Origin of the sequence: Rhodococcus sp. UNC23MFCrub1.1 (assembly GCF_000686025.1) — a bacterium.
In the GTDB taxonomy this organism is placed as follows: Bacteria; Actinomycetota; Actinomycetes; order Mycobacteriales; family Mycobacteriaceae; genus Rhodococcoides.
Map to the genome: position 1 here is coordinate 396,867 of NZ_JMLQ01000001.1, position 24,872 is coordinate 421,738.

Consider the following 24,872-nt stretch of genomic DNA (forward strand, 5'->3'; position numbering starts at 1 on the left):
ATGACCAGCACCATCACATCAGGAGACACACGGACCGACGCTGTCGCCGCCCGCGCGGCACACCTGTTCGACACCGATGCCGAGGTGCGCGCCGCGGCCGCCGATCCCGCGGTGTCGGCACAGGTGGCGGACCTGACGCCCGATCTGCACGCCATGGTCGAGGTGGTCATGGACCGCTACGCAGACCGGCCCGCGCTGGGTCGCCGGGTGTACGACGTCGAGCCCGCGGACGACGGTCGCCGGGTGCGTCGGCTCCAGCAGCGCATGGACACCATCACCTATGGATCGCTGTGGTCCGATGCCCTCGATCTCGCGACCGCACTCGGCGACGTCGCCACTCCGGACACCTTCGTCGCGACCCTGGGATTCGCCGGTGCCGACTACGTCGTCGCCGAACTGGCGACGGTCCGGACCGGTGCCGTTGCCGTTCCCCTCCAGTCTGGCGCGGCTCCCGGACGCCACGCCGACATCGCCGCCGAGGTCGAACCTGTCGCACTCGTCGTCGACAACGAACAGTTGTCCACCGCCACGGCTGTGGCCGCCGCGTGCCCGAGCATCCGCCGCATCGTCGTCCTCGACCACGACGACCGTGTGAACGACGACGAGGACCGCCTCGCCGAGGCTCGACGATCCGCACCGGGCACGGTGCTCGCGATCGAGACGCTGCGGGAGGCGATCGCACGCGGTCGCACTCTCCCCCGGCTCGCCGGCCCCGAGGCCGTCGATCCCGACCGGATCGCCACGTTGATCTACACCTCCGGCAGTACCGGGACCCCGAAGGGCGCCATCCACACCCAGCGCATCGTCTCGCGCCTGTGGTCGACGTCCCACTGGTACGACCAGAGCGCGGAGTCCGACGAGGCCGGGCGACCCGGTGCGATCACGCTGGACTACCTGCCCATGAGCCATCTCGCCGGGCGCGCGGTGGTGTTCACGACCCTGGCAGCCGGCGGCATCGTGTACTTCGCGAGTTCGAGCGATCTGTCCACGCTTCTCGACGACTACGCACTCGCCCGGCCGACCGTGGCCATGCTGGTTCCCCGCGTGTGTGATCTACTGCGTCAGACAGCCCTCGGACGCATCGAGACCCGGGCGCACCGCACCGGCGAGAGCGCGGACGCCGTCCGCGCCGAGGTCCTCGAGGACATGCGATCCACCACTCTCGGTGGCCGCATCCTCTCCGCAGTGGTGGGTACCGCGCCGACCTCCCCCGAGGTCATCGACTTCGTCTCCGAACTCCTGGACACGACGGTGCAGAACAATTACGGCTCCACCGAGGCCGGCATGGTGTTGTTCGACGGCGTCGTCCAGCGGCCGCCGGTGCTCGAGTACCGCCTCGACGACGTTCCGGAGCTCGGGTACGCGGTGACCGACCGCCCCTACCCGCGCGGTGAGCTTCTCCTCAAGACCGATTCCCTCGTGCCCGGCTACTACAAGCGGCCGGACGTGACGGCCGAGATGTTCAGTGCGGACGGCTTCTACCGCACCGGCGACGTGGTCGCGGAGACGGAGCCGGACCATCTCGTGTACGTCGATCGCCGCAAGAACGTGCTGAAGCTGGCGCAGGGCGAGTTCGTCGCCCTCTCGCGCCTGGAGTCGATCTACGCGTCCGCCGACGCCGTCGACCAGATCCATCTGCACGGCAGCGGCGAGCGGTCCTACCTCCTCGCCGTGGTCGTGCCCGCCGACGGAGCCGACACCGCCACCGTGCTCGACTCCCTGCAGGCGCTCGCGCGCGAGGAGCAGCTCGAGTCCTACGAGGTCCCGCGCGACATCGTCCTGGCCGCGGAGCCCTTCACGCAGGAGAACGGTCTGCTCTCGGGAGCGAACAAGCAGCTGCGTCCCGCTCTGACGGCGCGCTACGGCGAGGCGCTCGAGGACAGGTACCGCGAGATCGACGAGGGCCAGACGGCGAAGATGAGCGAACTACGCCGCCGCGGCGCCGACGCACCCGTCCTGGAGACCGTCGGTGAGGCCGCCGCGGCGTTGCTGGGATGCGCCGGCACGGAGGTCTCACCCGATGCGCACTTCACCGACCTCGGCGGTGACTCGTTGTCCGCGTTGACGTTCGCCACCCTGCTGCAGGACATCTTCGAGGTGGACGTCCCCGTCACGGTCGTCATCGCGCCGTCGTCCGACCTCGCGGCGATCGCGACCCACATCGAGCGGCGACGCGGCGACGCGGATGCCACGGGAGCCGCGACCTTCGCCTCGGTGCACGGAGCGCACGCGACGCAGGCCCGTGCCGATCAGCTGACGCTGAGCGCCGTCCTCGGCGACGAGTTCCTCTCGTCCGCGGCTGACGTGGGACCGGTGCGCACCGACACCCGGACCGTGTTGCTCACGGGCGCCAACGGATACCTCGGGCGCTTCCTGTGCCTGGAGTGGCTCGAACGCCAGGCCGCGGTCGGCGGCACCGTCGTGTGCCTCGTGCGCGGACGCACCGCGGCGGACGCTCGTGCCCGTCTCGACACCGCGTTCGACACCGGCGACCCGGCCCTGTGGTCGCGGTGGACGACGCTGGCCGACACCGCGCTCGAGGTCGTCGTCGGCGACGTGGGCGAGGCGAACCTGGGCGTGAGCGACGAGGAGTACGCGTCGCTGGCCGAGCGGGTCGACCGCATCGTGCATCCCGCGGCGCTCGTCAATCACGCGCTGCCGTACGAGCAGTTGTTCGGCCCCAACGTGATCGGCACCGCCGAGATCGCCCGGCTCGCCCTGACGCATCACCTCAAGCCGGTGACCTACCTGTCCACCGTGGCCGTCGCGGCGGGCGTCGAGGCCTTCTCCGAGGACGGCGACATCCGCGAGATCAGTCCGGTCCGCGCCCTCGACGAGTCGTACGCCAACGGATACGGCACCTCCAAGTGGGCGGGTGAAGTGGTGCTGCGCAACGCCTTCGACGCCTTCGGACTCCCCGTGACCGTCTTCCGTTCGGACATGATCCTGGCGCACCCCCGGTGGACCGGTCAGCTCAACGTCCCGGACATCTTCACCCGCACGGTGCTGTCGCTGATCGCCACCGGAATCGCCCCGGAGACGTTCTACCGGCAGGACACGGGCGCACCCGTCGACGATGCAGGGCGGCCGCGCGCACACTACGACGGACTCCCCGCCGATTTCACCGCAGCGGCGATCACCGAGCTCGGTGGCAGCGCGACGTCGGGACACCGGACTTTCGACGTGCTCAATCCGCACGACGACGGCATCTCTCTCGACACCGTCGTCGACTGGATCATCCAGTCCGGCAGAATGATTCGGCGCATCGCCGACTACGACACGTGGTTCGCCGAGTTCTCCGACGCGCTCGAGTCCCTGCCGTCGGCGCAGCGGTCCGCCTCGGTGCTGCCGCTGCGGCACGCCTACGCGCGGCCGGACCTGCCGACCGCCGGGTCACCCCTACCGGCCGAGGTGTTCCGTGCCGCAGTCCGCGACACGTCGACACCGGGGTCGGCACTGGCGGACATCGACGACATCCCGCACCTGTCGCGCGATCTCGTCGCGAAGTACGTGCGTGATCTCGAGGCGCTGGGGTTGATCCCGACGCTCTGACAGCCGATCAGCGTCCGGTGCGTGACCGAACGAGCCGGACGGCGGGATCGAGGATCCGATGGCGTGCGAGCGCGAACACCGTCCCCACGGGGGAGCTCGCACCGCCACCGGATCCTCGCCGCGCCGCGGTGAAAGCGTCGATCCCGTTGCGCTGCACCGACGACAGCATCGTCTTCGCCACGGGCCGAGCCGGATCCGGATCCTTGCCGGCTCCCATCAGATGCAACTGATCGGTGTGCCACTGCAGATCGAGCAGTCCCCCCAGCGACCGGACCGAGCGGTGGGTCGCGAAGCGGGCTGGCACCGGAACGGAGATGGACGGGCTGGGCAGTACGCTGACGGTGCCGTCGAGAACGTCCCGTGCCGCTCCGGGCAGGACGGCGGTCGGGCGGCCGAGTCCCACCATCTGACACGCACCGGACCGCACCGCGTCCGACATTCCGTCGCGCGTGCGGAACCCACCGGTCACGGCGAGCGGGATGTGGGGAGCGAGGTCGCGCACCGTGACGGCGTAGTCGAGGAAGTACGCCTCGCGCGACGCCGTACTGGCCGACACCGCGGTGCCCATCATCGCGGGCGACTCGTAGCTGCCGCCGCTGATCTCGATGAGATCGACCGGCAGATCACCGATCATCGAGACCACCTCACGGGACTCGTCCTCGCTGAAACCGCCGCGCTGGAAGTCGGCCGAGTTGAGTTTGATGCCGACGGCGAAGCCCGGGGAGACGGCGGCCCGTACTCGTCGCACCACCTCGAGCAGGAAACGCGCGCGGCCCTCGATGTCGCCGCCCCACTCGTCGGTCCGCAGGTTCGTCAGGGGCGAGAGGAACTGGCTGACGAGATAACCGTGGGCGGCGTGGATCTGCACTCCGTCGAACCCCGCCTCCTCGGCCACCGCGGCCGTCGTCGCGAACCGCGACAGGATGTCCTCGATCTCCGCGCCGCTGGCCGCGCGGGGCGCCGGGATCCCGGGGATGTCCAGGCCCACCGCGGACGGCGCCAGGGTGCCGCCGACCGTCGTCACCGGGTTGCCCTGACGGCCGGGGTGGTTGATCTGCATCCAGATCGGACTGCCACCGTCCTGCGCCGTCTTCGCCCAGCGGGAGAGGGCGTCCAGGTCGCGTCCGTCCGCGACCGCGACGTTGCCGGGCTCGCCCAGATGCCGGTGGTCGACCATGACGTTCCCGGTGACGAGGAGCCCGTAGCCACCATCGCCCCAGCGGCGGTAGAGACGCGACAGTCTCTCGTCCGGGGCGTTGTCACGGGTACCCAGCGCTTCGCTGAGCGCGGACTTCATGATCCGGTTCGGCAGGACCTGTCCGTTGGGCAACGTCAGCGGTGCGGACAGCGACACGTCAGGCATGGAACCCCTCGTCGGGTGAATGGGTGGGTGGATCCGTTCCCCGGAGTACACCAGATGTGGTGTGATGATAGCTGTCATCACTTGCCGCGGTGTCCGTGAACGGGCGCCCCACCACTCGGGAGCGCGATGCGCAGCGTCACGGTCGTCATCATCGGCAGCGGGTTCGGTGGGCAGTGCGCCGCCATCGAACTGCTGCGTCGCGGCATCGACGACATCGTCGTCCTGGAACGACGCGAGTTCGCCGGCGGAACCTGGCGGCAGAACTCCTACCCCGGAGCGGCCGTCGACGTGCAGAGCCCGCTCTACTCGATCGCGTCCGAGCCGTACGACTGGTCGCAGATGTTCGCGGTGCAGAGCGAGCTCGAGGACTACACCCGCCACGTCGTGGACAAGCACGGTCTCGGGGATCTCACCGTGCTCGGCGCCGAGGTGAAGCGCATCGAGTGGGTCGCCGACTCCTGGCACGTCACGACCACAGCGGGTGACTATCGTGCGCAGTTCGTGGTCAACGCGACCGGGCCGCTCAGCACGCCTGTCGTTCCGCCCTTCCCGGGTCGCGAGAGTTTCGCGGGCGCCCAGTTCCACACCAACGCGTGGAACCACGACGTCCCCCTCGCCGGCGCGCGTGTCGCCATCGTCGGCAGTGGTGCGAGCGCGGCGCAGATCATCCCGGCCGTTCAGCCCGAGGTGGGCGAGCTCCACGTCTTCCAGCGGTCCCCGCACTGGGTGATGCCCCGACCCGATCGGAAGTTTCGACCCTGGGAACGCCGTGCCCTGCGGGTGGGCTTCGTGCGTCGAGCACTGCGCGCGGCCATCTACTGGAAGCTCGAGGCCCGGATCATCGGCTTCAAGTACTCGAAGGTCGGCCTCTGGCTGTTCGCCGAGCGTCACGCACGGAATCTGCTCCGCAACCAGGTGGCGGACCCCGATCTCCGGGCCAGGCTGACACCGGACTACACGATCGGGTGCAAGCGGATCATCCTGTCCAACACGCTGTATCCCGCCATCAGCTCCGCGAACACGACGCTCCACGACCGTGACGACGGCATCGCCGAAGTCACCCCCACCGGCATCACCACCGCGACGGGGCGCGAGATCCCCCTCGACGTGATCGTGTGGTCCACCGGATACGACGCCACCGACGGCGTCATCTCCTACCCGGTCATCGGCCGGAACGGCAGCGCGCTCCGCGACGTGTGGTCCGACTACCCGAGGGCCTATCTGGGCACGACCGTCCCCGACTTCCCGAACCTGTTCATCGTCACCGGGCCGAACACCGGGATCGGCCACACGAGCGCCATCTTCGTCATCGAGGCCCAGATGCGGTACATCATGTCGGCCATCGAGCACGCTCGGCGGACGTCGTCGCGCACGGTGGAGGTCACCCGCGCCGCCGAGGAGCGCTATACCGCGATGATCCACGACGAGATGACACGCACGGTGTGGCAGAACGGTGGCTGCACGAGCTGGTACAAGTCCGCGTCCGGACGCGTGATCGCCATGTTCCCCGGCTTCAGCTTCACCTACCGCAGACTGGCCGGCTCGTTCCGGGACGACGACCACGTCCTGCGGCCCGCGTCGACCGACACCGAGACAGTGGCAGCGTCATGACCTCCGGCACCCCGGGCATGTTCCGGAGATCCCCGCGGCTCCGCCTCGACGGGCGCGTGGCCGTCGTGACGGGGGCCGGCGGCGGCATCGGATCCGCCGTCGCGCGCGAACTCGTCTCCCGCGGCGCCGCGGTCGCGCTGCTCGACGTCGCTCCGTCCGTCGACGACGTCGCTCGTGCCCTGGGCGACCGGGCGATCGCCCTCCGCGTGGACGTGACGTCTCCCGACGAACTCCGTGCGGCCGTCGCCACTGTCCACGACCGGTTCGGCGGGATCGACGTGGTGCACGCCAACGCGGGCATCTCGAGCGGCGACACCGCGTACACCGTGGCGACCGTTCCCGACGGGGTCTTCGAGCGTGTCGTCTCGGTCAACCTGAACGGCGTGTGGAACACGATCCGGGCGACACTGCCGGACATCGTCGCCGCCCGCGGCCACGTGCTGATCACGTCGTCGACCTACGCCTATCTCAACGGCCTGGCGAACGCTCCGTACGCCGCGACCAAGGCCGCGGTGGAGCAGATCGGTCGCGCCCTGCGTGCCGAGCTCGCTCACACGGGCGCGACCGCGGGAGTCCTGTACCCGGGGTGGGTCGCGACCCCCATCGCGGACGTGGCCTTCGGCGCCGACGACATCGCGACCGCTCTGGTGGCGCGAGCCTTCCCCGCACCCCTTCTCACGCCCATCTCCCCCGAGGCTCTCGCGGCGGGAGCGGTGGACGGTATCGAGCGACGAGCAGCACGGATCCAGCTTCCGGGACGGTGGCGGGCCTATTCGGCGATGCGCGGGATCGCGAACCCGCTGTCCGATGTCGTACTGGAGAAGGACCGGACGATCCGGATGCTCGTCGCGCGGCTCGAACGCCGCCGGCCCTGATTCGGCTATTTCCCCGTTTGTGACCCGCACACTGGTGATTAGTACCGACAGTGTCTGTTATCACGGGTATCGTTCCGATGCATGATGCTCGCCGCCCTGCTCCGGGAATGCTGGTCCGCCCAGCGTGACACGCAGCAGTTGCGGCTCTTCGTGGAGTCGCGCGGCCTCGCGCGATGGATGCGCGGCCTGATCTCCTGCCTCACCCTCGTCGTCACGGCCATCGCTGTCCTGTCGCTCGGATCGCCGTCCGGAGCCCAGGGTCTCGCGGATCGAGCCGTCGTCGTCGTCACCATCGTGGGTGGAATCGGCTGGGCCGTGCGCTGGAACGTGGCGCACTGGCCGTCCTTCCGCGAATCGGTCGTCTTCTTCGCCTACGCCGATGTCGCCATCGCCGTGGTCTGCTTCCTCGACTCGAGCTCGCTCGCCGGCTTGAGCGGTGCCGGTCTGCTGGTGCTCCTCGGGACCTACGCGACCTTCCTGCTGGGGCCACGGGTGTTACTCGCGCACGTCGTGTGGTGCGCATTCACCATCGCGGTGCTCGCCGTCAAGGTCGCGCTCGACCCCGAGTACGACCTGGCGATCGCCGCCGCCAAGGCGATCATGCTGAGTGTCGTCGGCGTGGTGGTCCCCATCGTGATCGAACTGGGTGTCCATCTCATCCGCGTCGACGCGGACAAGTCGTTGACCGATCCGCTCACCGGCCTCAGCAACCGCCGGGGGCTCGAGTCGCGACTGATGCTTCTCGCCGACGACATGCGTTCCACGACCACCCGCGCCGCCGCTGCCCACCCGGTGGCCGCCGTGATCGTGCTCGACCTCGACAAGTTCAAGGCGATCAACGACGAATTCGGGCACAACGTCGGCGACGAGGTGCTGGTGCGCGTCGGACGGAGCCTGGTGCGCGCGGCCGGATCCGCCGCCGTGGTGACACGCCACGGCGGCGAGGAGTTTCTCGTCTTCGATCTGTACGACGACGCACTCGCGGCGTTGCGGGCCGCCCGCGCCGTCCGCGACGCGGTGGCGGAGAGGATCCCGGGGCCGGCGGTCACCGCCAGTGTCGGGCTCGCGATGGCGAGCACGACCGCCCTGCTGCACGATCGCCGGCGCCTGTCGGCCACTCTCACCGAACTCGTCGATCGGGGCGACACCGCGATGTACCGGGCGAAGCGATCGGGTGGGCACTGCGTCGCCGTGGACGGGGGAACGGCGCGCGGTCTCGCGTCGACCGGTTGAATGGTGGCGTGACCGATCCATCGCCCGCACGTACCTACGGCGGGGAGAGCGCCGAGGAGCGCACGGCTCGTCGCCGGCGCCAACTGCTCGACGCGGGGCGCGCGTCCTTCGGATCGGTGGGTTTCCGAGCGTCGACGGTGCGCGGCATCTGTCGTGACGCGCATGTCGCCGATCGCTACTTCTACGAGCTGTTCCCCACTCTCGAGGACCTCCTGGTCGAGGTGTACCGCGAGTGCATCGCCACACTGACCCGATCCACCACGGCGGCGGTCGACGACCTGCCCGCCGGGACGGACCCGCTGACGCTCTCGCGTCACGGCCTCGACGGCTTCTTCCGCGCCGTGGAGGACCGTGAGCTCGCACGGATCGTGTGGCTCGAGGTGCTGGGGGTGAGCCCGCGGGTGGACCGCACGTATCTCGACACGATGCACGGATTCGGTGAGCTGATGGTGGGGCTCCTCGGCCGCCACACGCCGGACATTGCCGTCGGTAGTTCCCTCGACAGGTTGGCCACCGCCGCTGTCGGCGGCATCAGCCACACTGCCATGACCTGGCTCATGGACGGATACCGAGCGGACAGAACCGATCTCGTTCACGGGACCGCCCGGTTCCTCGCCGCGGTGGTCGGTGCGGCAGAGCCCGAGTAATTCGGTCGACGCGGTCCCCTCTCGGGTGTTTCAGTGGTGCGAACCGACCACCGGGAAGGCCGGAGGCCGGCCGATATCGAACCGACCACGACTCGAGGACGCACGCATGTATCCCACCGATCCCGACGTGTTCCTGCTCGTCCGACGGCAGGAACACGCGACCTTCACCCGCGACGCCGAGCACCGGCGCGTGGCTCGCGCCCGCGCACGCCTCGCCCACGACGAACTCCGCGTCCAGCGCGCATGGGAGGAACTGACGGCGGCACTGGCCGAGTCCGCGCAGTCGCGGCAGTCCCTGGCCGACCTGGTGCACAGCAGCCGCTGAGTCAGCGTTCGTTGCCCCGAAGTTCGTTGCCCCGAAGTTCGATGCCCCGAAGGAGGATGTCGACGGCGGCCTCGATGGTGGCATCGTCGGGCAGCGTCCCGTACATCAGCGTCGGGCAGATAACGGAGCCGGACAGCATGGACACCGCCGCCTCGAGCTCCGGGCCCTGGATCACCGCACCGAGCATCTGCCGAGTGTGCTTCTCGCCGTCGTCGACGATGCGGCGGCGCACCCGGCCGATCTCGGCGACGGTGGCCCCCCACTGCGCCATGGCCATGAGCACGCGATCGAGGCGCTGGGTGGCGATGGCGTCACGGAGCATCCGCAGCTCACCGATCAGGTCCGTGCGGACGTCGCCGACCAGGTCGTGATGCGGCATGTCGCCGATCGCCTCGAGAGCCATGGTGAGCAGGTCGGAACGGGACGGCCAGTGCGTGTACAGCGTGGTCTTGGAGTAACCGGCCACCCGTGCGACGTGCGCGTGGGTCACCGCCTCCCACCCCTCGCCTGTCAGCACCTCGAGCGCGGCGCGCGAGACGTCCGCGCGAGTGCGAGCGACGCGGGCGTCCTCTGCCACGGCGTCGGGCTCGATTCCGATTCCATTCTCGTCCGACGGGGTATCACTCATCGCGTCACTCACCTCCTCGGTCGCTGTGCTTCGAAATTCGGGCTTCGAAATTCTGGCATCGAAGTTCGAGGGTTGAAGTTACGCGAATGTCGGGTGCAGACCTATTGAACTAAATGTTCATTACTGTACTGTTGGATCAGCTTCGTGCACGGCATTTCGACCGCGAACTCCCCCACCATCATTCGCGACGGGTCATCCGTCGCCTCGGGCCACGGCGCAGCACAGCGTCGGGCCGGTCCACGGAAGGACACCGATGTCTGCCATCCTCTTCGGCTCCATCAGCACTCTCGCCGACACGTCCGAGCTCCAGCGACGCGCCTTCAACGAGGCGTTCTCCTCGCACGGGCTCGACTGGAACTGGTCACGCGACGACTACCGGTCCATGCTCGGTTCCAACGGCGGCGCGAACCGGATCGAGGACTTCGCGGCGTCCGAGGGCGTCGAGGTCGACGCCTCCGCGGTGCACGCGACCAAGTCGGAGATCTTCCGGTCCCTCCTCTCCTCGGCCGGTGTGAGCCCGCGACCCGGCGTCGTGGACACCATCGCCGCGGCGAAGAAGTCGGGCGCCAAGCTCGGCTTCGTCACGACCACGTCGAAGGAGAACGTCGACGCCGTGCTCGAGGCGCTGTCCCCCGAGGTCACTCGCGACTCCTTCGACGTCCTCGTCGACGCGGACGACGTCGAGCAGGGCAAGCCCGACCCCGCGTCCTACGCCTTCGCCCTCGACAAGCTGGGCGAACAGCCCTCCGCCTGCGTCGCGATCGAGGACAACGCCGGTGGTGTGGCCGCCGCAGCCGCAGCCGACATCACCTGCGTCGCGTTCCCGAACGAGAACACGGCCGGCAGCGACTTCTCCTCGGCATCGGAGACGGTCGAATCCCTCGACCCCGCTCGCATCGAATCTCTGGTGACGGCTCGACAGTGACCTTCACCGGTCGACTCCACACCCTGTCGAGTCACATCCACGCCAACCCCGGTTCACCCGTCGAGCGCGATGCTCGCGAACCGTTTTCCTCGGGAGAGAAGTAGTGAGCAACCTCCAGGCACGTGTCACCGCAGACGATCGCACCTTCCACGTCGAGGGATACGAGAAGATCGAGTACGACCTCGTGTACGTCGACGGCGTCTTCGACACCGCGAACACCGAGCTCGCGGACAGCTACCGGCCGTACGGCCGCTGCCTGATGGTGGTGGACGACAGCGTCCTCGCGCTGTACGGCGACGCGATCCACACCTATTTCCGCCATCACGACATCGCGCTGACCATCGTCCCGGTGCAGATCCGCGAGACGGCGAAGTCGATCGAGACCTTCGAGCGGATCGTGGGCGAGTTCGATCGCTTCGGCCTGGTGCGCACCGAGCCCGTCCTGGTCGTCGGCGGCGGACTCACGACGGACGTCGCCGGCTTCGCGTGCGCCAGCTACCGCCGGAACACGCCGTACATCCGCATCCCCACGACGCTGATCGGTCTCATCGACGCCAGCGTCAGCATCAAGGTCGCCGTCAACTACGGCAAGCACAAGAACCGTCTGGGCGCGTACCACGCCTCGCAGAAGGTGTTGCTGGACTTCAGTTTCCTGGGCACCCTGCCGGAGGACCAGGTCCGCAACGGCATGGCGGAACTCATCAAGATCTCCGTCGTGGGCAATCTCGAGATCTTCGAGATGCTCGAGAAGCACGGCCCGGAGCTGCTCGCGACGCGTTTCGGTCACCTCGACGGCACCGCGGAACTGCGCGAGATCGCCGACCGCCTCACCTACAAGGCCATCGCGACCATGCTGGACCTGGAAGCGCCCAACCTCCACGAGATCGACCTCGATCGCGTGATCGCTTTCGGCCACACCTGGAGTCCGACGCTCGAGCTCACCCCGCCCGCGCCGTTCTTCCACGGACACGCCATCAACATCGACATGGCGCTGTCCACCACCCTCGCGGAGCAGCGCGGCCACATCACGGCCGACGACCGCGACCGCGTGCTCGGCGTCATGAGCGGGATCGGGCTCGCGCTCGACAGCTCGTACCTGACGGCCGACCTGCTCGCCGAGGCCACGTCGTCCATCCTCAAGACCCGAGACGGGATTCTCCGCGCGGCGGTGCCGGCGCCCATCGGGTCCTGCGAATTCCTGAACGACGTGACCGTCGACGAGCTGTCGGACACGCTCACCTTGCACAAGAAGATCTGCCTCGAGCACGACCGCGACGGCGACGGCGTGGACATGTTCACCGCGCCGCAACCGGAGGTCGCGGTCGGTTCGTCCCACGATGAGTGATGCACGGCCGGTCACACCGACCACCATCGCCGCGGCCGAGCTGACGGAGCTGTGCCGGGACCTCGACGACCTCGGGGTCCCGGCAGCCGTTCTCGGCCGCGCTCGGCGTGCGCGTGACGTGATCGCGGGCCTCGACCCGTACCTGGACGAGTGCACCACCCCGGAATCACCCGCTCTCGCGGATCTGGCCGCACGCACCCGATCCGCGGAATGGTCCGGCAGCGCGCTCGAGCAGGAGATGCTGTCCGGCCACGTCGAGGGACGTTTCCTCGACTTCCTCGTGCGGATGACCCGCGCCACGTCGGTCCTCGAGATCGGCATGTTCACGGGGTACTCGGCTCTCGCCATGGCCGAGGCACTTCCACCCGGCGGAAGCATCGTCGCCTGTGAACTGGACGAACCAGTCGCGGCGTTCGCCCGACAGTGCTTCGACGCGTCGCCGGCAGGTGACGCGATCGAGATTCTCGTCGGTCCTGCGGCGGAGTCCCTCACCCGTCTCGCCGACGAGGGACGCCGGTTCGACCTGGTGTTCATCGACGCCGACAAGGCCGGGTACCTCGGATACCTGACGTCGCTTCTCGACTCCGAGCTGCTGACGCCGGACGCCGTGGTCGCCGTCGACAACACACTCCTGCAGGCCGAGCCGTACCTCGGTACGGCCATGTCGGACAACGGTTCCGCCATCGCGGAGTTCAATCGCGCCGTGGCGGCGGACTCCCGCGTCGAGCAGGTCCTGGTCCCGCTGCGGGACGGACTGACGCTCATCCGTCGATCGAGCGCGTCGTGACGAGCGTCGGCCGGTCCGTGGCGGTCCTCGCCGGCTCGCTCGTCACCGCTCCGCTCGACCTCGTGCCCGTCCTGGCGGCGCTAGCCCGACCGCGCACGGCACCCGGTTCGCCTGCCGCACGGCGTAGGACGGTCGTGATCAACGGCGGCAAGATGACCAAGGCGCTGCAACTCGCGAGATCGTTCCACGGCGCCGGCCACCGGGTGGTACTGGTCGAATCGGCCAAGTACCGGTACACCGCGCATCGGTTCTCCCGAGCGGTGGACGTGTTCCACACCGTCCCCGAGGCGTCGGAACCCGGATATGCGCGCGCGATCGCCGACATCGTGCTGAGCGAGAGAGCGGACGTGTTCGTGCCGGTGTCGAGTCCGGCGTCCAGCGTGCCGGACGCCGAGGTCGGTCGTCTGCTCGACGGGCGGTGCGACGTCGTCCACGTCGACTCGGCCACCGTGCGCATGCTCGACGACAAGGTGCAGTTCTCGAAGGTCGCGGAGTCGCTCGGTCTGCGCGTGCCGGAATCACACCTCGTCACCGACCGTCGGCAGGTCGAGGACTTCGACTTCCCCGACGGCCGTACCTACATCCTCAAGCGCATCGCGTACAACCCGGTGGGTCGTATGGACCTCACGCCGTTGACGGGACGGGACCGCGCGGCGAATGCCGCGTTCGTCTCCGGGCTCGACATCTCGGACGAGGATCCGTGGATCATGCAGGAGTTCGTCACCGGTCAGGAGTACTGCACCCACTCGACTGTCCGCAACGGGCGCGTGCAGGTGTACGGGTGCTGCGAGTCGTCGGCGTTCCAGATCAACTACGCCATGGTGGACAAGCCCGAGATCCGGTCGTGGGTGGAGCATTTCGTCGGCGAGCTCGGGCTCACGGGCCAGGTGTCCTTCGACTTCATCGAGGCGGCGGACGGCCACGCCTACGCCATCGAGTGCAATCCGCGAACGCATTCGGCCATCACCATGTTCCACGATCACCCGGACGTGGCGGCTGCGTACCTCGACGACGGGCACCCCGTCATCACGCCGCTCCCGTCCGCCCGGCCGACCTACTGGATCTACCACGAGATCTGGCGGCTGCTCACCCAGCCTGGCCGCCTCGCCCGCGCACGCACCATCGCCACCGGGAAGGACGCGGTGTTCACGCGGTGGGATCCGTTGCCCTACTTCATGCTTCACCACCTTCACATGCCGTCGCTGATCTGGGCGAACCTTCGCGCCGGTCGCTCGTGGAGCCGCATCGACTTCAACATCGGCAAACTCGTGGAGGCCGGCGGTGACTGACGACACGGCTTTCGTCCACCCGACCGCACGGGTGACCGTGCTGCACCTCGCGGGGTCCGCCGAGGACGAGTTCCACTCGGACCTGTCGCGGGTGTACGCCTCGGACGCGCTGTCCGCGCTCGCCGATCCCGCACGGTACGAGTTCCACGTCGCACTGGTCTCGCCCGACCGCACGTGGCGCTTCCCGGTCGATCTCACCGACGACGCGGTGGCGGGGGCTCCGCCTCTGTCGCTCGCGGACGCGCTGCGTCACATCGAGGCTCTGGGTGTCGACGTCGTCGTGCCGCAGATGTTCTGCCTGCCCGGCATGACGTCCTACCGGGCGCTGGTCGACGTCGTGGGTCTCGCTCTGCTGGGCAACACCGCCGACGTGATGGCACTCGCGGCGGACAAGGCGCTGACCCGAGCGGTGGTCGCTGCGGCGGGCGTTCCGGTGCCGGAGGGCCACGTCGTCGTCGTGCCCCCGGACGCACCACGGTCAGGCGCGCGGTCGCCCGTCCCGTTACCGGTGGTCGTCAAGCCGGTGGACTCCGACAACTCGGTGGGGGTGTCGCTCGCGCGCACTCCTGACGAGTACACCGACGCGCTCGCGGACGCTGCGCGGTTCTCCCGCCGGGTGCTGGTGGAGCGCTACGTCGAGTTGGGACGTGAGGTGCGCTGCGGCATCGTCGTGGTGGACGGTGAACCGGTGTGCCTGCCGCTCGAGGAGTACGCCGTGGACGCGGACGATCGTCCGATCCGCACACGCGAGGACAAGTTGTCCCGCGACGAGGACGGGGCGCTGTACCTGGTGGCCAAGAACGCCACGAAGGCGTGGATCGTCCCCGAGGACGATCCGATCACCGAGCGGATCCACGCGGTGGCCCTCGAGTGCCACCGAGCGCTGGGGTGTCGGCACTACAGCCTCTTCGACTTCCGGGTGGACCCCGACGGTCGACCGTGGTTTCTCGAGGCAGGCCTGTACTGCTCCTACGCGCGGGGCAGCGTGGTCGCGGTGATGGCTGCGGCCGCGGGAATCAGTCTCGAGGACCTGTTCGCCGCAGGACTGCGCGAACTCTCGATCGAAGGAGCACGATGATGCGACACACCACCCTCGAACCCGTCGGCGCACACGTCGAGGACGTCCGGGTGGAGGACCTCGACGCGGCGGGAATCGACGAGACACGCCGCCTCGCAGCAGATCACGGCGTCGTCGTCTTCCGGGGGCAGTCGCTCGACGACGACCGTTTCACCGAGTTCCTCCGTGCGTTCGGCGACCTCGTGTTCACCGAGGGCGAGACACCGGTCCCCGGACACCCGGATCTCAACGTCATCAGCAATGTCGGCCGGACGACGACGCCGCGCTCCACCTTCCACGTGGACACGAGCTATGTGGCACACCCACCGGCGTACACCTCGCTCCGTGCGGTCACCGTGCCGTCGGAGGGAGGACAGACCGTCTTCAGCAACCAGTACCGCGCGTGGGACACACTGCCCGACGACCTTCGCGACGAGCTCGTCGACCGCACGCTCACGCACGTCGTGACCGGTCTCGATCTCGCCGACGATGCCGAGTCGTCCGCAGTGCATCCGCTCGTGACGACCCATCCGATCAGCGGACGGCGCTCGCTCTACCTGTCGACTCCCGCGCGATGCGCGTCGATCAGCGGAATGTCGCCCGACGAGACCGCCGAGACCGTCCGGTTCCTCTACGACCACTCCACCGCCGAGGACAACGTGCACCGGCACACGTGGCAGCCGGGCGACGTCGTCCTGTGGGACAACCGGTGCGTCATGCACCGGGCCGACCACAGCGGAGTGGTGGGCGACCGGGTGATGCACCGCGGGATGGCAACCGACGGTCGCGCTCGCTCCTGAGGCCGATCGTCAGCGCGCCAGGACAGCGGCCCCTCGCCGCACCACCATGTCGCGGAAGGCGAGGGCCTGCGCCGGCAGGGTGCGTGCGGGCCACACCACGCCGATGCGCCGCCGCGCCGCGGGGTCGTTCACCGCGATGTCGACCGTGGGCAGCGGGCCGACGGGAGTGGTCGTGCGAGGGAGGACGCTGACGCCGAGGCCCGCCCCGACCAGCCCGCGCACGGTGTGGATGTCCTGCCCCTCGAAGGCGATGGTCGGGGCCATTCCCGCAGCGGCCCACAGTGTCTCGCAGAGAGAACGCATGCCGTACCCGTGTTCCATCGCCACGTACGGGTCGTCCGCCGTCTCCACGAGGTCCACCGATCGGCGGCCCGCCAGTCGGTGATCGGACGGGACGACCAACACGAGCCTCTCGTCGTACAGCCCGAAGGACGTGTCGGTGCCGTGTTCGGTGCCGAGCGCCACGAATGCGAGGTCCGCGCTCCCGTCCTCCAGTCTGTCGAGGCACCGGGCCCGCGCGCCCTGGTCGAGGGTGAACGTGACGGCGGGATGATCGGCGAGGAAGCGCTTGATGAGCAGCGGGAGCACGCCCTCGCCCACCGTGTTCTGGAAGCTGACCGAGATGCGGCCACGAGTCCGGGCGTCCTGCTCGGTCATGGCGTCGAGCCCGGCCTCGAGTTCGCGGACCGCCCGGTCGAGGAAGGGCATCAGTGCACGTCCCGCAGGCGTGAGGGCGATGCCCCGACCACGACGCTCGACGACCGCCACTCCCAACGCGGCCGAGGCGCGGGCGAGCTGCCGGCTCACCGTCGGCTGTGGGAGGCCGAGCACGTGCGCCGCCTCGGTGATGTGTTCGGTCTCCGCCACGGCGAGCAGTGTCGGGATCAGAGGCAGGAGTGCCTCGGCTTCCTCACGCATGAATCGAACGATACGTCACGATCATGATTGTGCGAGATGCAATGCATTGGACGAATAGGTCGCGTCCGGCCTACCGTCGGATCCCGTGACCATCGACGAGGCGACCGACACCGACTGGGACGGACACACCCGCGGGTCCCGCGAGTACCGCAGGCTCGTCGCCGGGCTGCTTCTCGCCGGTGTCGCCACTTTCGCCCAGCTGTACTCCGTCCAGGGCATCCTCCCGCTCATCGCCTCGAACCTCGCGATCACGCCGTCGCAATCCTCGCTCGCGGTGGGCTGCGCCACGGTCGGCGTCGCGGTCGCCGTACTGCCGTGGTCCGTGGTGGCCGACCGCGTCGGCCGGGTGCGTGCCATGAGCATCTCGATCGTCACGGCCACCGTCCTGGGCCTCGTCGTCCCGCTCTCCACGTCGTTGCCGATGCTGCTGACGGTGCGGTTCGTGGAGGGCGCCGCCCTCGGCGGGCTGCCGGCCATCGCGATCGCCTACCTCAGCGAGGAGGTGCACCGCCGGAACACCGCGGTGGCCGCGGCCACCTACGTCTCGGGCACCACGCTGGGCGGGCTGCTCGGCCGCATCGTCGCCGGACCCGTCGCCGAGTACACGAACTGGCGCATCGGAACACTGACGGTCTCGATCATCGCCGCCGTGGCCGCGATCGCCTTCCTGCGCCTCGCCCCCGCACCGCGGCGCGCGCTCCCTGCGCGGGACGGCGGCCCGGGGCTGGGGAAACGCGTCACCACACACCTCCGGGACCCCGGCATGCGCGCGCTGTTCGGGCAGGCGTTCCTGCTCATGGGCGGCTTCGTCACCGTCTACAACTATCTGGGCTTCCGCCTCGAGGCAGCCCCGTTCGGACTCCCCCAGTCGCTGATCAGCCTCATCTTCATCGCCTATCTCAGCGGAACCGTCTCGTCTCGCGTCGCCGGACAGCTGGCCGGCCGGTTCGGACGCTCCGCGGTGCTCGCCGGGTCGACGGGCGTCATGATCGCCGGGGTCGCCCTGACGATCGCGCACTCGCTGATCGTCGTACTCCTCGGCCTGGTGGTGTTCACGATGGGATTCTTCGCCGCGCACGCCATCGCGTCCGGATGGACCGGGCATCGCGCGACGGACGGTCGCGCTCAGGCGGCGTCGCTCTACAACCTCTTCTACTACGGCGGTTCGAGCATCGTCGGCTGGACGGGCGGCGTCGTGTATCAGGCCTACGGCTGGTCGGCCATGGCCGCGTTCGTCATCGCACTGGCCGTCGTCGCCGCTCTGTGGGCACTGGTCCTGCGGTCGCCCGGCGCCGAGGCTCAGTCGGCGTAGTCGCCGGGGTCCAGGATGTCGTTCATGTCGCGACGGACGAGCCGGACCATGAGCGGGAGCGGCAGGAACCGGGCCCCGAAGGCGACCTGGCGCGACCGGTGTCCGGTGACGATGCGCATCCGTCCGAACTCGACGTCCCGCACCACGCGCTCGGCCACCGCCTCGGGCGAGGTGGCGTAGTACTTCGCTGCGAACTGCTGGGATCCCTCGGCCCGCGAGATGTTGGTCGCCACGCCGCCCGGATGGACCAGGTGGACCGAGACGGTGGACCCGGCGAGTTCGGTCGCGAGGGCCTCGGTGAATCCCCGCACCGCGAACTTGCTGGCGCAGTAGTCGGTGTGGTTCGGCGTCCCCTGCAGTCCGAAGATGGAGGACACGTTCACCAGCGCAGCCGCCGGCCGCGACATCAGCTGCGGCAGGAAGGCGCGCGTCCCGTGCACCACCCCACCGAGATTGACCGCCATCACCCGGTCGTAGGACGCGTCGTCGAGATGCCAGGCGGGCCGGAAACCGCCCTCGATGCCGGCGTTGTTGACGACGACGGTCGCCGGGCCCACCTCCCGGGCGACGCGGGCGGCGAAGGCCGCGACGGCGTCGCGATCGGCCACGTCGTACACCTCGGTGAGCACCGTGCCGCCAGAGGGCAGGCTCGTCACCGTCTCCGCGAGGGCGTTGCCGTCGATGTCGCCGAGCGCGAGGACCGCCCCGCGTGCGGCGTAGGCCGCCGCGTACGCGCGGCCCATGCCGGATCCGGCTCCGGTGATCACCACCACCTTGCCTGCGAGGTCCGCCAACGGTCTCCGTCGTCCCACCATCATCTGATGATAGACGTCATCACATCGCGTCGCAGTGTCGATGTGCCCGGGTACTGTGCGTGTCATGCCCGACGTCGTCGTACCCGCTGCCGATCGAATCCACTGGCGCAACGAGTGGCTGGACTCCTGGCAGTCCTTCCCCGTGGCGGGCAACTTCGATCTCGCCGCGAATGCGCACGGGTTGCTGCTCGTCCACAACGACGACACCGTCGACGCGGGCGAGGGATTCGACAGCCACCAGCACGCCGACGTCGAGATCGTGACCTGGGTGCTGGACGGATCACTGGTGCACCGTGACTCGCTCGGGAACGAGGGGACCATCACGCCCGGGTTGGCGCAGCGGATGAGTGCGGGCTCCGGCGTCGTCCACTCCGAGCGGAACGGGGCCGGATATTCCGCCGGGACACCGCTGCGGGTCGTCCAGATGTGGCTTCCGCCGGACGAGAACGGGCGGCCGCCCGGGTACGAGGAGTACGCGGCGGCAGGCGAACTGGCCTCCGGCCGCCTGGTCACGGTCGCGTCGGGACTCGACCGTGACCGCGGTGGCACGGCCGTCGGACTGGGCCAGAGCAAGGCGGCGCTCCACGTGGCGCGGCTGCGGCCGGGCACGCCCGTCACCCTCCCCACCGCGCCGTTCCTCCACCTCTTCGTCGCGCGCGGCACCGTCGAGATCGACGGCATCGGAACACTCGGTCCCGGTGACGCGCTCCGCGGTACCGACACCGGCGGACATGTCGTCCACACGACGTCGTCGGCCGAGATCCTGGTGTGGGAGATGCACGCTCATGCGTGAGTGTTTGCGGTCATACGGCCGGGGGTAGAGATCTGTCCACACGGGTCGCGATGTGGACGTACCCGCCCGGAAGACGGAGAACGAGATGGCCAACGTCGTCATGCTGCTGATGTTCATGGTGGTCGGTGTCGGTTCGGGCGCTGCCCTCCTGTTGCGACCGCCCGTCCGCTAGGGCGTTCCGGCGCCACCGGTCGGCGCCGGGCGCCGGTAGTGTTCGCCCATGGCCACTCTCGATCACGGCGACCCCGGCGACGCCCCGTCGATGCCGACGCCCACCGCTCCCGTCACCCACCCTCGCCGGCCGTCCGCGGCGGAGGAGGCGCGCACGGTGGCCGCGTCGACCAACACGGCCACGCTCGCGAGCCTCTCGGCCGACGGACATCCGTGGGCGTCCTACGTGACGTACGGCCTCCTGGGCGGGAACCCCGTGCTCTGTGTCTCCCACATGGCGGAGCACGGTCGCAATCTCGCGGCGGATCCACGGGTGAGTCTGTCCGTCGTCGCTCCGGGTGAGAACAGTGATCCGCTCGCGAGCGGACGTATCACGCTGGCGGGCACCGTGCTTCGGCCGTCGGGCTCGGACGTCGAGGCTGCGCGGGAGGCGCACCTGGCGGCCGTCCCGGCGGCGCGGTACTACATCGACTACAGCGACTTCACCGTCTGGATCCTGTCGGTGGACCGAGTCAGATGGGTGGGCGGCTACGGCCGCATGGACTCGGCCACGGCGGCGGACTACGCAGCCGCCGTACCGGATCCGGTACGGCCGGTGAGCGGGCCTGCGGTGGAGCACCTGAACGCCGACCACGCGGACGCACTCACCGCGATGACCGCGGCATTCGGCGGATTCCCCGATGCGACGTCCGCTGTGTGCACCGGCGCCGACCGCTACGGACTCGACATCACGGTCACCACACCGAGAGGCGTGTCCTACACGCGAGTCGGCTACACGTCGCCGTTGGCGTCACTCGACGATCTCCGTGCCGCGACGATCGAGCTGACGAGAAACGCCCGCCGCCCCTGAGGGGACGACGGGCGTCGATGGTCGAACGGCTCAGCTGACCGCAGCGTTCCGACGCGGCAACTTCCAGTCGGGGCGGACCCAGTGGCAGGTGTATCCGTTGGGGATCCGCTGCAGGTAGTCCTGGTGCTCGGGCTCGGCCTCCCAGAACTCGCTCGCCGCGGTGACCTCGGTGACCACCTTTCCAGGCCAGATACCGGAGGCGTCGACGTCGGCGATCGTGTCCAGCGCGACGTGCTTCTGCTCGTCGGAGGTGTAGAAGATCGCCGAGCGGTAGCTCACTCCGCGGTCGTTGCCCTGACGGTTCTTCGTCGACGGGTCGTGAATCTGGAAGAAGAACTCCAGGATGTCGCGGTAGGTCGTCCGGGTCGGGTCGAACACGATCTCGACCGCCTCGGCGTGCGTGCCGTGGTTCCGGTACGTGGCGTTCGGCACGTCTCCGCCCGAGTACCCGACGCGCGTGGAGAGCACGCCCGGCTGCTTGCGGATCAGTTCCTCGACACCCCAGAAGCATCCACCCGCCAGGATGGCCGTCTCGGTCGTGGAACCTGCCTGTGTGCTGTCCGCCATGGTGTCTCCTCTTGTCGCAGTAACACTCTGTTCCGACAACGTCCGCGCGCACCGCGTTGTTCCGACGGGCAGTTCCGGCGGGCCGTCACGCGACGGGCGGAACCTCGACGGACCTCGTGGGATGCGACTCCTCGATCAGAGACAGCGCGACCTCCCGCAGCGGGCGGTTCTCGGACTGGGAGATGTGGGCGAGCATCGTGAAGGCCTGCACGGCATCGACGTCGAATCGCTCCATGAGGATCCCCTTGGCCTGGCCGATGATGTCGCGACTCGCGAGGCCGTCCCGGAAGTTCTGGTCGTCGCGGGCACTGAGCAGCGCCACCGCGCCGTGGGCGGCGAGCGCGGATCCGACCATCTGAGCATCGGCGTCGAAGGCGTCGGCAGTCCTGCTGAACAGCAGCAACACGCCGAGATCACGCGCCGACGGATCGGTGTAGAGGCGGAACGCCGCCATCGACTCGATTCCCCTGTCGCGTGCGGCCGCGGCGAAGGAGGGCCACCGCCGCTCGCTGCCGAGATTCTCGGCCACGACGGTGTCGATCTGCCAGATCTCGTTCTCGGTGGGCCCCTCACCCAGTTCGAACTGCACACGGCAGAGATCGGCGGCGACGTCGTCGGTGCGGGCGTGGATGGTGCGCCGCGCACCGGTCATCACGGTGACGCACGCATGGTCGACGCCGGGCATGAGCTGCGTGGCCGACCGCACCAGGGCTGTCAGCGTGTCGTCCACCGATCGACGGGTTCCGCGGAGAGTGCGGGCCATCTCGGCGATTCTGCCGAGCGCCGACGCCTGCTGATCGACGGAGGTGTCCTCGTCGATGGTGCGGACGAGATCGCCGCGATCGCCGTACGGCACCGTCATGTGTTCCCCACTCTCGACGCCCATGACAACCGACCGTGTCGCGGACCTGTGTTTCCGACCCGGTCCAGAATAGAGCGAGGCCCCGGGGGCCGTCGCGCGACCGCCCCCCCTTCACCTCGCGCCGGGTGTCGCCGTCACCTGATCGGCTCGAGCAACCGACGAGGTGCGCGGAGCGCGCGGGACACGGTGTTCGGCCGCGGGGTCGCGGTCACACCCGGCCCCGGCGACATGACGACCCGACCGGCAGCGGGCACGGTCCCGCACTGCGGGCAGCTGCCGTGATCGTCGAGCTCACCGCCGCACGGTTCGTGTCGGAACACCCGACGGGGGCCGTCCTGCGCGGGCGCTGCTCGTTCACCCCACACCGTCAGCGCGTGCAGCGCGGGCCACAGGTCGACGAGGATCTCGGTGGGACGGTATTCCTCACGCCCACCGACTCGTTCCCTGCTCAGCAACCCGTGGTCCACCAGGGCCGACAGGCGCTGCGACAGCACCGCCTTCGACATGCCGAGGTGGTGCTGGAAGTCGGAGAACCGGCGCACACCGAACAGGGAGTCCCGCACGACGAGCAGTGTCCACCGCTCCCCCACGATCTCCAGGGCGCGAGCGAGCGAGCAGTCCTGCGCGGCGTAATCCGTTCCCATCGCCATGACTCGAGCCTACCTCGAACGGTCTGTTGACCGAACCATATCGGCGGGTTACGGTTCGCTCACCGAACCGAAGGACGGGCATGACTGAGCAGCGATCCGCACCACCTCTCGCCCGCCCCCTGCCCGTCGCAGCGTTCGGGACCCTCCTCGCCCTGGCTGCGTTCACGTTTCCCCTGGCGACCATCGGCAGCACCGCCGCGACGCTCGGGAGTGACGCGTCGGGCAGAACCTGGATCCTGAGCTCGATGAGCATCGGCCTCAGTGCCGCGTTGCTGGTGTCCGGCGCACTCGCCGACGACATCGGCCGTCGCCGCACCTTCGTTCTCGGTCTCGTCGTCCTCGCCCTCGCGTCCGCTGTGTGCGCGGCCGCGCCGTCCACGCTCGTGTTCGTCCTCGCCCGCGTGGTCCAGGGCGTCGGCGCGGGCGCGGTGCTGGCGTCGAGTCTCGGCGTCATCGCGCACGCCTTCGAACCCGGGCCGCTGCGCGCCCGTGCCAGCGGCATCTGGGGCGCGGCCGTCGGCGCGGGCATCACCCTCGGGCCCCTGATGTCCGCGACCTCGGATCGTCTCGCCACGTGGCGCGAGGGGTACTGGTTGCTCACCGCGCTGACACTCGTCGCCGCGGTCGTCGCAGGGCGCCTCCTCGCCGAATCCCGCACGGAGACACCGCGCGGGCTGGACCTGATCGGCGCCGTCGCCCTGTCCGGGGGTCTGTCGGCCCTCCTCGCCGCGCTCGTCGAGGGCCGTGCCGGGTGGACGCGACCCCTACCCCTCGTCCTGCTCGCCGTGGCCGCGCTGTTGCTCGCGGGTTTCGTTCTGCACGAACGCCGGACCGCCTCGCCCATGCTCGATCTCACGCTGCTGCGCCAGCCCGCCTTCCTCGCCGCCACCGTCGCCGCACTCGCCACCGGAGCCGGGGTGATCGCTCTGATGTCATACATGGCCGGATTCGTCGGCGCCGCATTCGGTCTGGACGCACTCCACAGCGCCTTCCTGCTCTTCGGCTGGTCCGCGACGAGCGTGATCACCGCCCTGCTCGCGCGGCGCATACCCGCGTCCGTCTCCGGCCGAACGCAACTGGCCCTGGGCCTCGTCGGTGTCGCCGTCGGGACGGGGCTGTTACTCGGACTGTCCGAGACGTCGTCGCCCCTGCGCCTCGTGCCGGGTCTCGTCCTGGCCGGCGCCGCGACAGGAATAGTCAACGCCGCCCTCGGCCGCGAGGCCGTCGCGAGCGTCCCAGCCGGGCGCGCCGCCATGGGAAGCGGGGCGAACAACACCGCGCGCTACCTCGGCTCGGCGATCGGCGTGACCGTGGTGTCGGTGGTGGTCCTGTCGGCCGGCACCGCGCCGTCCGCGGTGTTCGACGGCTGGAACCACGCCGTGATCGTCGTCATCGCGATCACCGCGCTGGGGGCCGCGGTCGTCGCGGCGACCCGGCCGAGAGCCGCACGCTGACAGCGTCGTCGCGCGCCCTCAGAACGAGGTGCGCACCGCGGCC

Annotated in this window: 23 protein-coding genes; 16 read left to right on the forward strand and 7 right to left on the reverse strand. The window is 69.3% G+C overall.

Annotation, left to right across the window (positions count from 1 at the left end):
• Window positions 1-3,552 (forward strand): carboxylic acid reductase, encoded by a 3,552-nt coding sequence (gene car / locus BR07_RS0101895; RefSeq protein ID WP_027503995.1) that lies wholly within the window; start codon window positions 1-3, stop codon window positions 3,550-3,552.
• A 7-nt stretch (window positions 3,553-3,559) separates the two neighbouring features.
• Here car and BR07_RS22885 read toward each other — a convergent pair whose 3' ends face one another.
• On the reverse strand, window positions 3,560-4,915 hold the full coding sequence (locus BR07_RS22885) for an NADH:flavin oxidoreductase/NADH oxidase family protein (protein ID WP_081821033.1): 1,356 nt from the start codon (window positions 4,913-4,915) through the stop codon (window positions 3,560-3,562).
• A 126-nt stretch (window positions 4,916-5,041) separates the two neighbouring features.
• Between BR07_RS22885 and BR07_RS0101905 the strand changes: the two genes are divergently transcribed.
• The 5 genes from BR07_RS0101905 (at window position 5,042) to BR07_RS0101925 (ending at window position 9,606) form a co-directional block, all read left to right on the forward strand.
• On the forward strand, window positions 5,042-6,526 hold the full coding sequence (locus tag BR07_RS0101905; RefSeq protein ID WP_027503996.1) for a flavin-containing monooxygenase: 1,485 nt from the start codon (window positions 5,042-5,044) through the stop codon (window positions 6,524-6,526).
• Window positions 6,523-7,401 (forward strand): SDR family NAD(P)-dependent oxidoreductase, encoded by an 879-nt coding sequence (locus BR07_RS0101910; RefSeq protein ID WP_231476116.1) that lies wholly within the window; start codon window positions 6,523-6,525, stop codon window positions 7,399-7,401. The genes BR07_RS0101905 and BR07_RS0101910 overlap by 4 nt, the downstream gene beginning before the upstream one ends.
• An 81-nt stretch (window positions 7,402-7,482) precedes the next feature.
• Window positions 7,483-8,634 carry a GGDEF domain-containing protein gene (locus BR07_RS22890; protein ID WP_051612941.1) on the forward strand — a complete coding sequence of 384 codons (1,152 nt, stop codon included), beginning with the start codon at window positions 7,483-7,485 and terminating at the stop codon, window positions 8,632-8,634.
• 8 nt (window positions 8,635-8,642) lie between these two features.
• Window positions 8,643-9,281: a TetR/AcrR family transcriptional regulator gene (locus tag BR07_RS0101920; protein WP_051612942.1), complete on the forward strand. Its 639-nt coding sequence runs from the start codon at window positions 8,643-8,645 to the stop codon at window positions 9,279-9,281.
• A 106-nt stretch (window positions 9,282-9,387) separates the two neighbouring features.
• Window positions 9,388-9,606 carry a hypothetical protein gene (locus tag BR07_RS0101925; RefSeq protein WP_027503999.1) on the forward strand — a complete coding sequence of 73 codons (219 nt, stop codon included), beginning with the start codon at window positions 9,388-9,390 and terminating at the stop codon, window positions 9,604-9,606.
• Window position 9,607: 1 nt separating this feature from the next.
• Here BR07_RS0101925 and BR07_RS26105 read toward each other — a convergent pair whose 3' ends face one another.
• A complete protein-coding gene (locus tag BR07_RS26105; RefSeq protein ID WP_155956899.1) occupies window positions 9,608-10,234 on the reverse strand; it encodes a TetR/AcrR family transcriptional regulator in 627 nt (208 codons plus the stop codon).
• Window positions 10,235-10,487: 253 nt separating this feature from the next.
• On the opposite strand from BR07_RS26105, the gene BR07_RS0101935 reads away from it, so the two are divergent.
• From BR07_RS0101935 to BR07_RS0101965, 6 genes are all read left to right on the forward strand, one after another.
• Window positions 10,488-11,159 (forward strand): HAD-IA family hydrolase, encoded by a 672-nt coding sequence (locus BR07_RS0101935; protein ID WP_027504000.1) that lies wholly within the window; start codon window positions 10,488-10,490, stop codon window positions 11,157-11,159.
• 103 nt (window positions 11,160-11,262) lie between these two features.
• Window positions 11,263-12,504: a sedoheptulose 7-phosphate cyclase gene (locus tag BR07_RS0101945; RefSeq protein WP_027504001.1), complete on the forward strand. Its 1,242-nt coding sequence runs from the start codon at window positions 11,263-11,265 to the stop codon at window positions 12,502-12,504.
• Window positions 12,497-13,291 carry an O-methyltransferase gene (locus BR07_RS0101950; RefSeq protein WP_027504002.1) on the forward strand — a complete coding sequence of 265 codons (795 nt, stop codon included), beginning with the start codon at window positions 12,497-12,499 and terminating at the stop codon, window positions 13,289-13,291. Before BR07_RS0101945 ends, BR07_RS0101950 begins: the two co-directional genes overlap by 8 nt.
• Window positions 13,288-14,580 carry an ATP-grasp enzyme gene (locus BR07_RS0101955; protein WP_037183908.1) on the forward strand — a complete coding sequence of 431 codons (1,293 nt, stop codon included), beginning with the start codon at window positions 13,288-13,290 and terminating at the stop codon, window positions 14,578-14,580. The genes BR07_RS0101950 and BR07_RS0101955 overlap by 4 nt, the downstream gene beginning before the upstream one ends.
• Window positions 14,573-15,658, forward strand: a complete 1,086-nt coding sequence (locus BR07_RS0101960) for an ATP-binding protein (RefSeq protein WP_231476119.1) — start codon at window positions 14,573-14,575, stop codon at window positions 15,656-15,658. The genes BR07_RS0101955 and BR07_RS0101960 overlap by 8 nt, the downstream gene beginning before the upstream one ends.
• The gene (locus tag BR07_RS0101965; RefSeq protein WP_231476121.1) at window positions 15,655-16,437 is read left to right on the forward strand and encodes a TauD/TfdA dioxygenase family protein; all 783 of its coding nucleotides are present in this window, start codon (window positions 15,655-15,657) and stop codon (window positions 16,435-16,437) included. Before BR07_RS0101960 ends, BR07_RS0101965 begins: the two co-directional genes overlap by 4 nt.
• Window positions 16,438-16,446: 9 nt before the next feature.
• Here BR07_RS0101965 and BR07_RS0101970 read toward each other — a convergent pair whose 3' ends face one another.
• Entirely contained in the window at window positions 16,447-17,355 is a 909-nt protein-coding gene (locus BR07_RS0101970) for a LysR family transcriptional regulator (protein ID WP_051612944.1), read from the reverse strand.
• 85 nt (window positions 17,356-17,440) lie between these two features.
• On the opposite strand from BR07_RS0101970, the gene BR07_RS0101975 reads away from it, so the two are divergent.
• Window positions 17,441-18,667 (forward strand): MFS transporter, encoded by a 1,227-nt coding sequence (locus BR07_RS0101975; RefSeq protein WP_027504007.1) that lies wholly within the window; start codon window positions 17,441-17,443, stop codon window positions 18,665-18,667.
• Here the strand turns inward: BR07_RS0101975 and BR07_RS22900 are convergent.
• Window positions 18,655-19,461: an SDR family NAD(P)-dependent oxidoreductase gene (locus BR07_RS22900; protein WP_037184286.1), complete on the reverse strand. Its 807-nt coding sequence runs from the start codon at window positions 19,459-19,461 to the stop codon at window positions 18,655-18,657. The two genes, BR07_RS0101975 and BR07_RS22900, sit on opposite strands and share 13 nt — an antisense overlap.
• 85 nt (window positions 19,462-19,546) lie before the next feature.
• Here BR07_RS22900 and BR07_RS0101985 point away from each other — a divergent pair, with 85 nt between their 5' ends.
• Entirely contained in the window at window positions 19,547-20,275 is a 729-nt protein-coding gene (locus BR07_RS0101985; protein WP_027504008.1) for a pirin family protein, read from the forward strand.
• 220 nt (window positions 20,276-20,495) lie between these two features.
• Window positions 20,496-21,296 carry a HugZ family pyridoxamine 5'-phosphate oxidase gene (locus BR07_RS0101995; protein WP_027504009.1) on the forward strand — a complete coding sequence of 267 codons (801 nt, stop codon included), beginning with the start codon at window positions 20,496-20,498 and terminating at the stop codon, window positions 21,294-21,296.
• A gap of 30 nt (window positions 21,297-21,326) precedes the next feature.
• Here the strand turns inward: BR07_RS0101995 and msrA are convergent, their stop codons facing one another.
• From msrA to BR07_RS0102010, 3 genes are all read right to left on the reverse strand, one after another.
• A complete protein-coding gene (gene msrA / locus BR07_RS0102000; RefSeq protein ID WP_027504010.1) occupies window positions 21,327-21,863 on the reverse strand; it encodes a peptide-methionine (S)-S-oxide reductase MsrA in 537 nt (178 codons plus the stop codon).
• A gap of 85 nt (window positions 21,864-21,948) precedes the next feature.
• Complete coding sequence (locus tag BR07_RS22905; RefSeq protein WP_231476122.1) at window positions 21,949-22,749, reverse strand: GAF and ANTAR domain-containing protein; 801 nt, start codon at window positions 22,747-22,749, stop codon at window positions 21,949-21,951.
• Window positions 22,750-22,859: 110 nt separating this feature from the next.
• The gene (locus BR07_RS0102010) at window positions 22,860-23,375 is read right to left on the reverse strand and encodes a winged helix-turn-helix transcriptional regulator (RefSeq protein ID WP_027504011.1); all 516 of its coding nucleotides are present in this window, start codon (window positions 23,373-23,375) and stop codon (window positions 22,860-22,862) included.
• Window positions 23,376-23,455: 80 nt separating this feature from the next.
• Here BR07_RS0102010 and BR07_RS0102015 point away from each other — a divergent pair, with 80 nt between their 5' ends.
• Complete coding sequence (locus BR07_RS0102015) at window positions 23,456-24,829, forward strand: MFS transporter (protein WP_027504012.1); 1,374 nt, start codon at window positions 23,456-23,458, stop codon at window positions 24,827-24,829.
• Window positions 24,830-24,872 lie beyond the last annotated feature (43 nt).

Excerpts from the sequence above, each read along its gene's own strand:
- car (WP_027503995.1), top strand. The coding sequence starts at position 1 with ATGACCAGCACCATCACATCAGGAGACACACGGACCGACGCTGTCGCC.
- BR07_RS22885 (WP_081821033.1), bottom strand. The coding sequence starts at position 4,915 with ATGCCTGACGTGTCGCTGTCCGCACCGCTGACGTTGCCCAACGGACAG.
- BR07_RS0101905 (WP_027503996.1), top strand. The coding sequence starts at position 5,042 with ATGCGCAGCGTCACGGTCGTCATCATCGGCAGCGGGTTCGGTGGGCAG.
- BR07_RS0101910 (WP_231476116.1), top strand. The coding sequence starts at position 6,523 with ATGACCTCCGGCACCCCGGGCATGTTCCGGAGATCCCCGCGGCTCCGC.
- BR07_RS22890 (WP_051612941.1), top strand. The coding sequence starts at position 7,483 with ATGATGCTCGCCGCCCTGCTCCGGGAATGCTGGTCCGCCCAGCGTGAC.
- BR07_RS0101925 (WP_027503999.1), top strand. The coding sequence starts at position 9,388 with ATGTATCCCACCGATCCCGACGTGTTCCTGCTCGTCCGACGGCAGGAA.
- BR07_RS26105 (WP_155956899.1), bottom strand. The coding sequence starts at position 10,234 with ATGAGTGATACCCCGTCGGACGAGAATGGAATCGGAATCGAGCCCGAC.
- BR07_RS0101935 (WP_027504000.1), top strand. The coding sequence starts at position 10,488 with ATGTCTGCCATCCTCTTCGGCTCCATCAGCACTCTCGCCGACACGTCC.
- BR07_RS0101950 (WP_027504002.1), top strand. The coding sequence starts at position 12,497 with ATGAGTGATGCACGGCCGGTCACACCGACCACCATCGCCGCGGCCGAG.
- BR07_RS0101965 (WP_231476121.1), top strand. The coding sequence starts at position 15,655 with ATGATGCGACACACCACCCTCGAACCCGTCGGCGCACACGTCGAGGAC.
- BR07_RS0101970 (WP_051612944.1), bottom strand. The coding sequence starts at position 17,355 with ATGCGTGAGGAAGCCGAGGCACTCCTGCCTCTGATCCCGACACTGCTC.
- BR07_RS0101985 (WP_027504008.1), top strand. The coding sequence starts at position 19,547 with ATGCCCGACGTCGTCGTACCCGCTGCCGATCGAATCCACTGGCGCAAC.
- BR07_RS0101995 (WP_027504009.1), top strand. The coding sequence starts at position 20,496 with ATGGCCACTCTCGATCACGGCGACCCCGGCGACGCCCCGTCGATGCCG.
- msrA (WP_027504010.1), bottom strand. The coding sequence starts at position 21,863 with ATGGCGGACAGCACACAGGCAGGTTCCACGACCGAGACGGCCATCCTG.
- BR07_RS22905 (WP_231476122.1), bottom strand. The coding sequence starts at position 22,749 with ATGGGCGTCGAGAGTGGGGAACACATGACGGTGCCGTACGGCGATCGC.
- BR07_RS0102010 (WP_027504011.1), bottom strand. The coding sequence starts at position 23,375 with ATGGCGATGGGAACGGATTACGCCGCGCAGGACTGCTCGCTCGCTCGC.
- BR07_RS0102015 (WP_027504012.1), top strand. The coding sequence starts at position 23,456 with ATGACTGAGCAGCGATCCGCACCACCTCTCGCCCGCCCCCTGCCCGTC.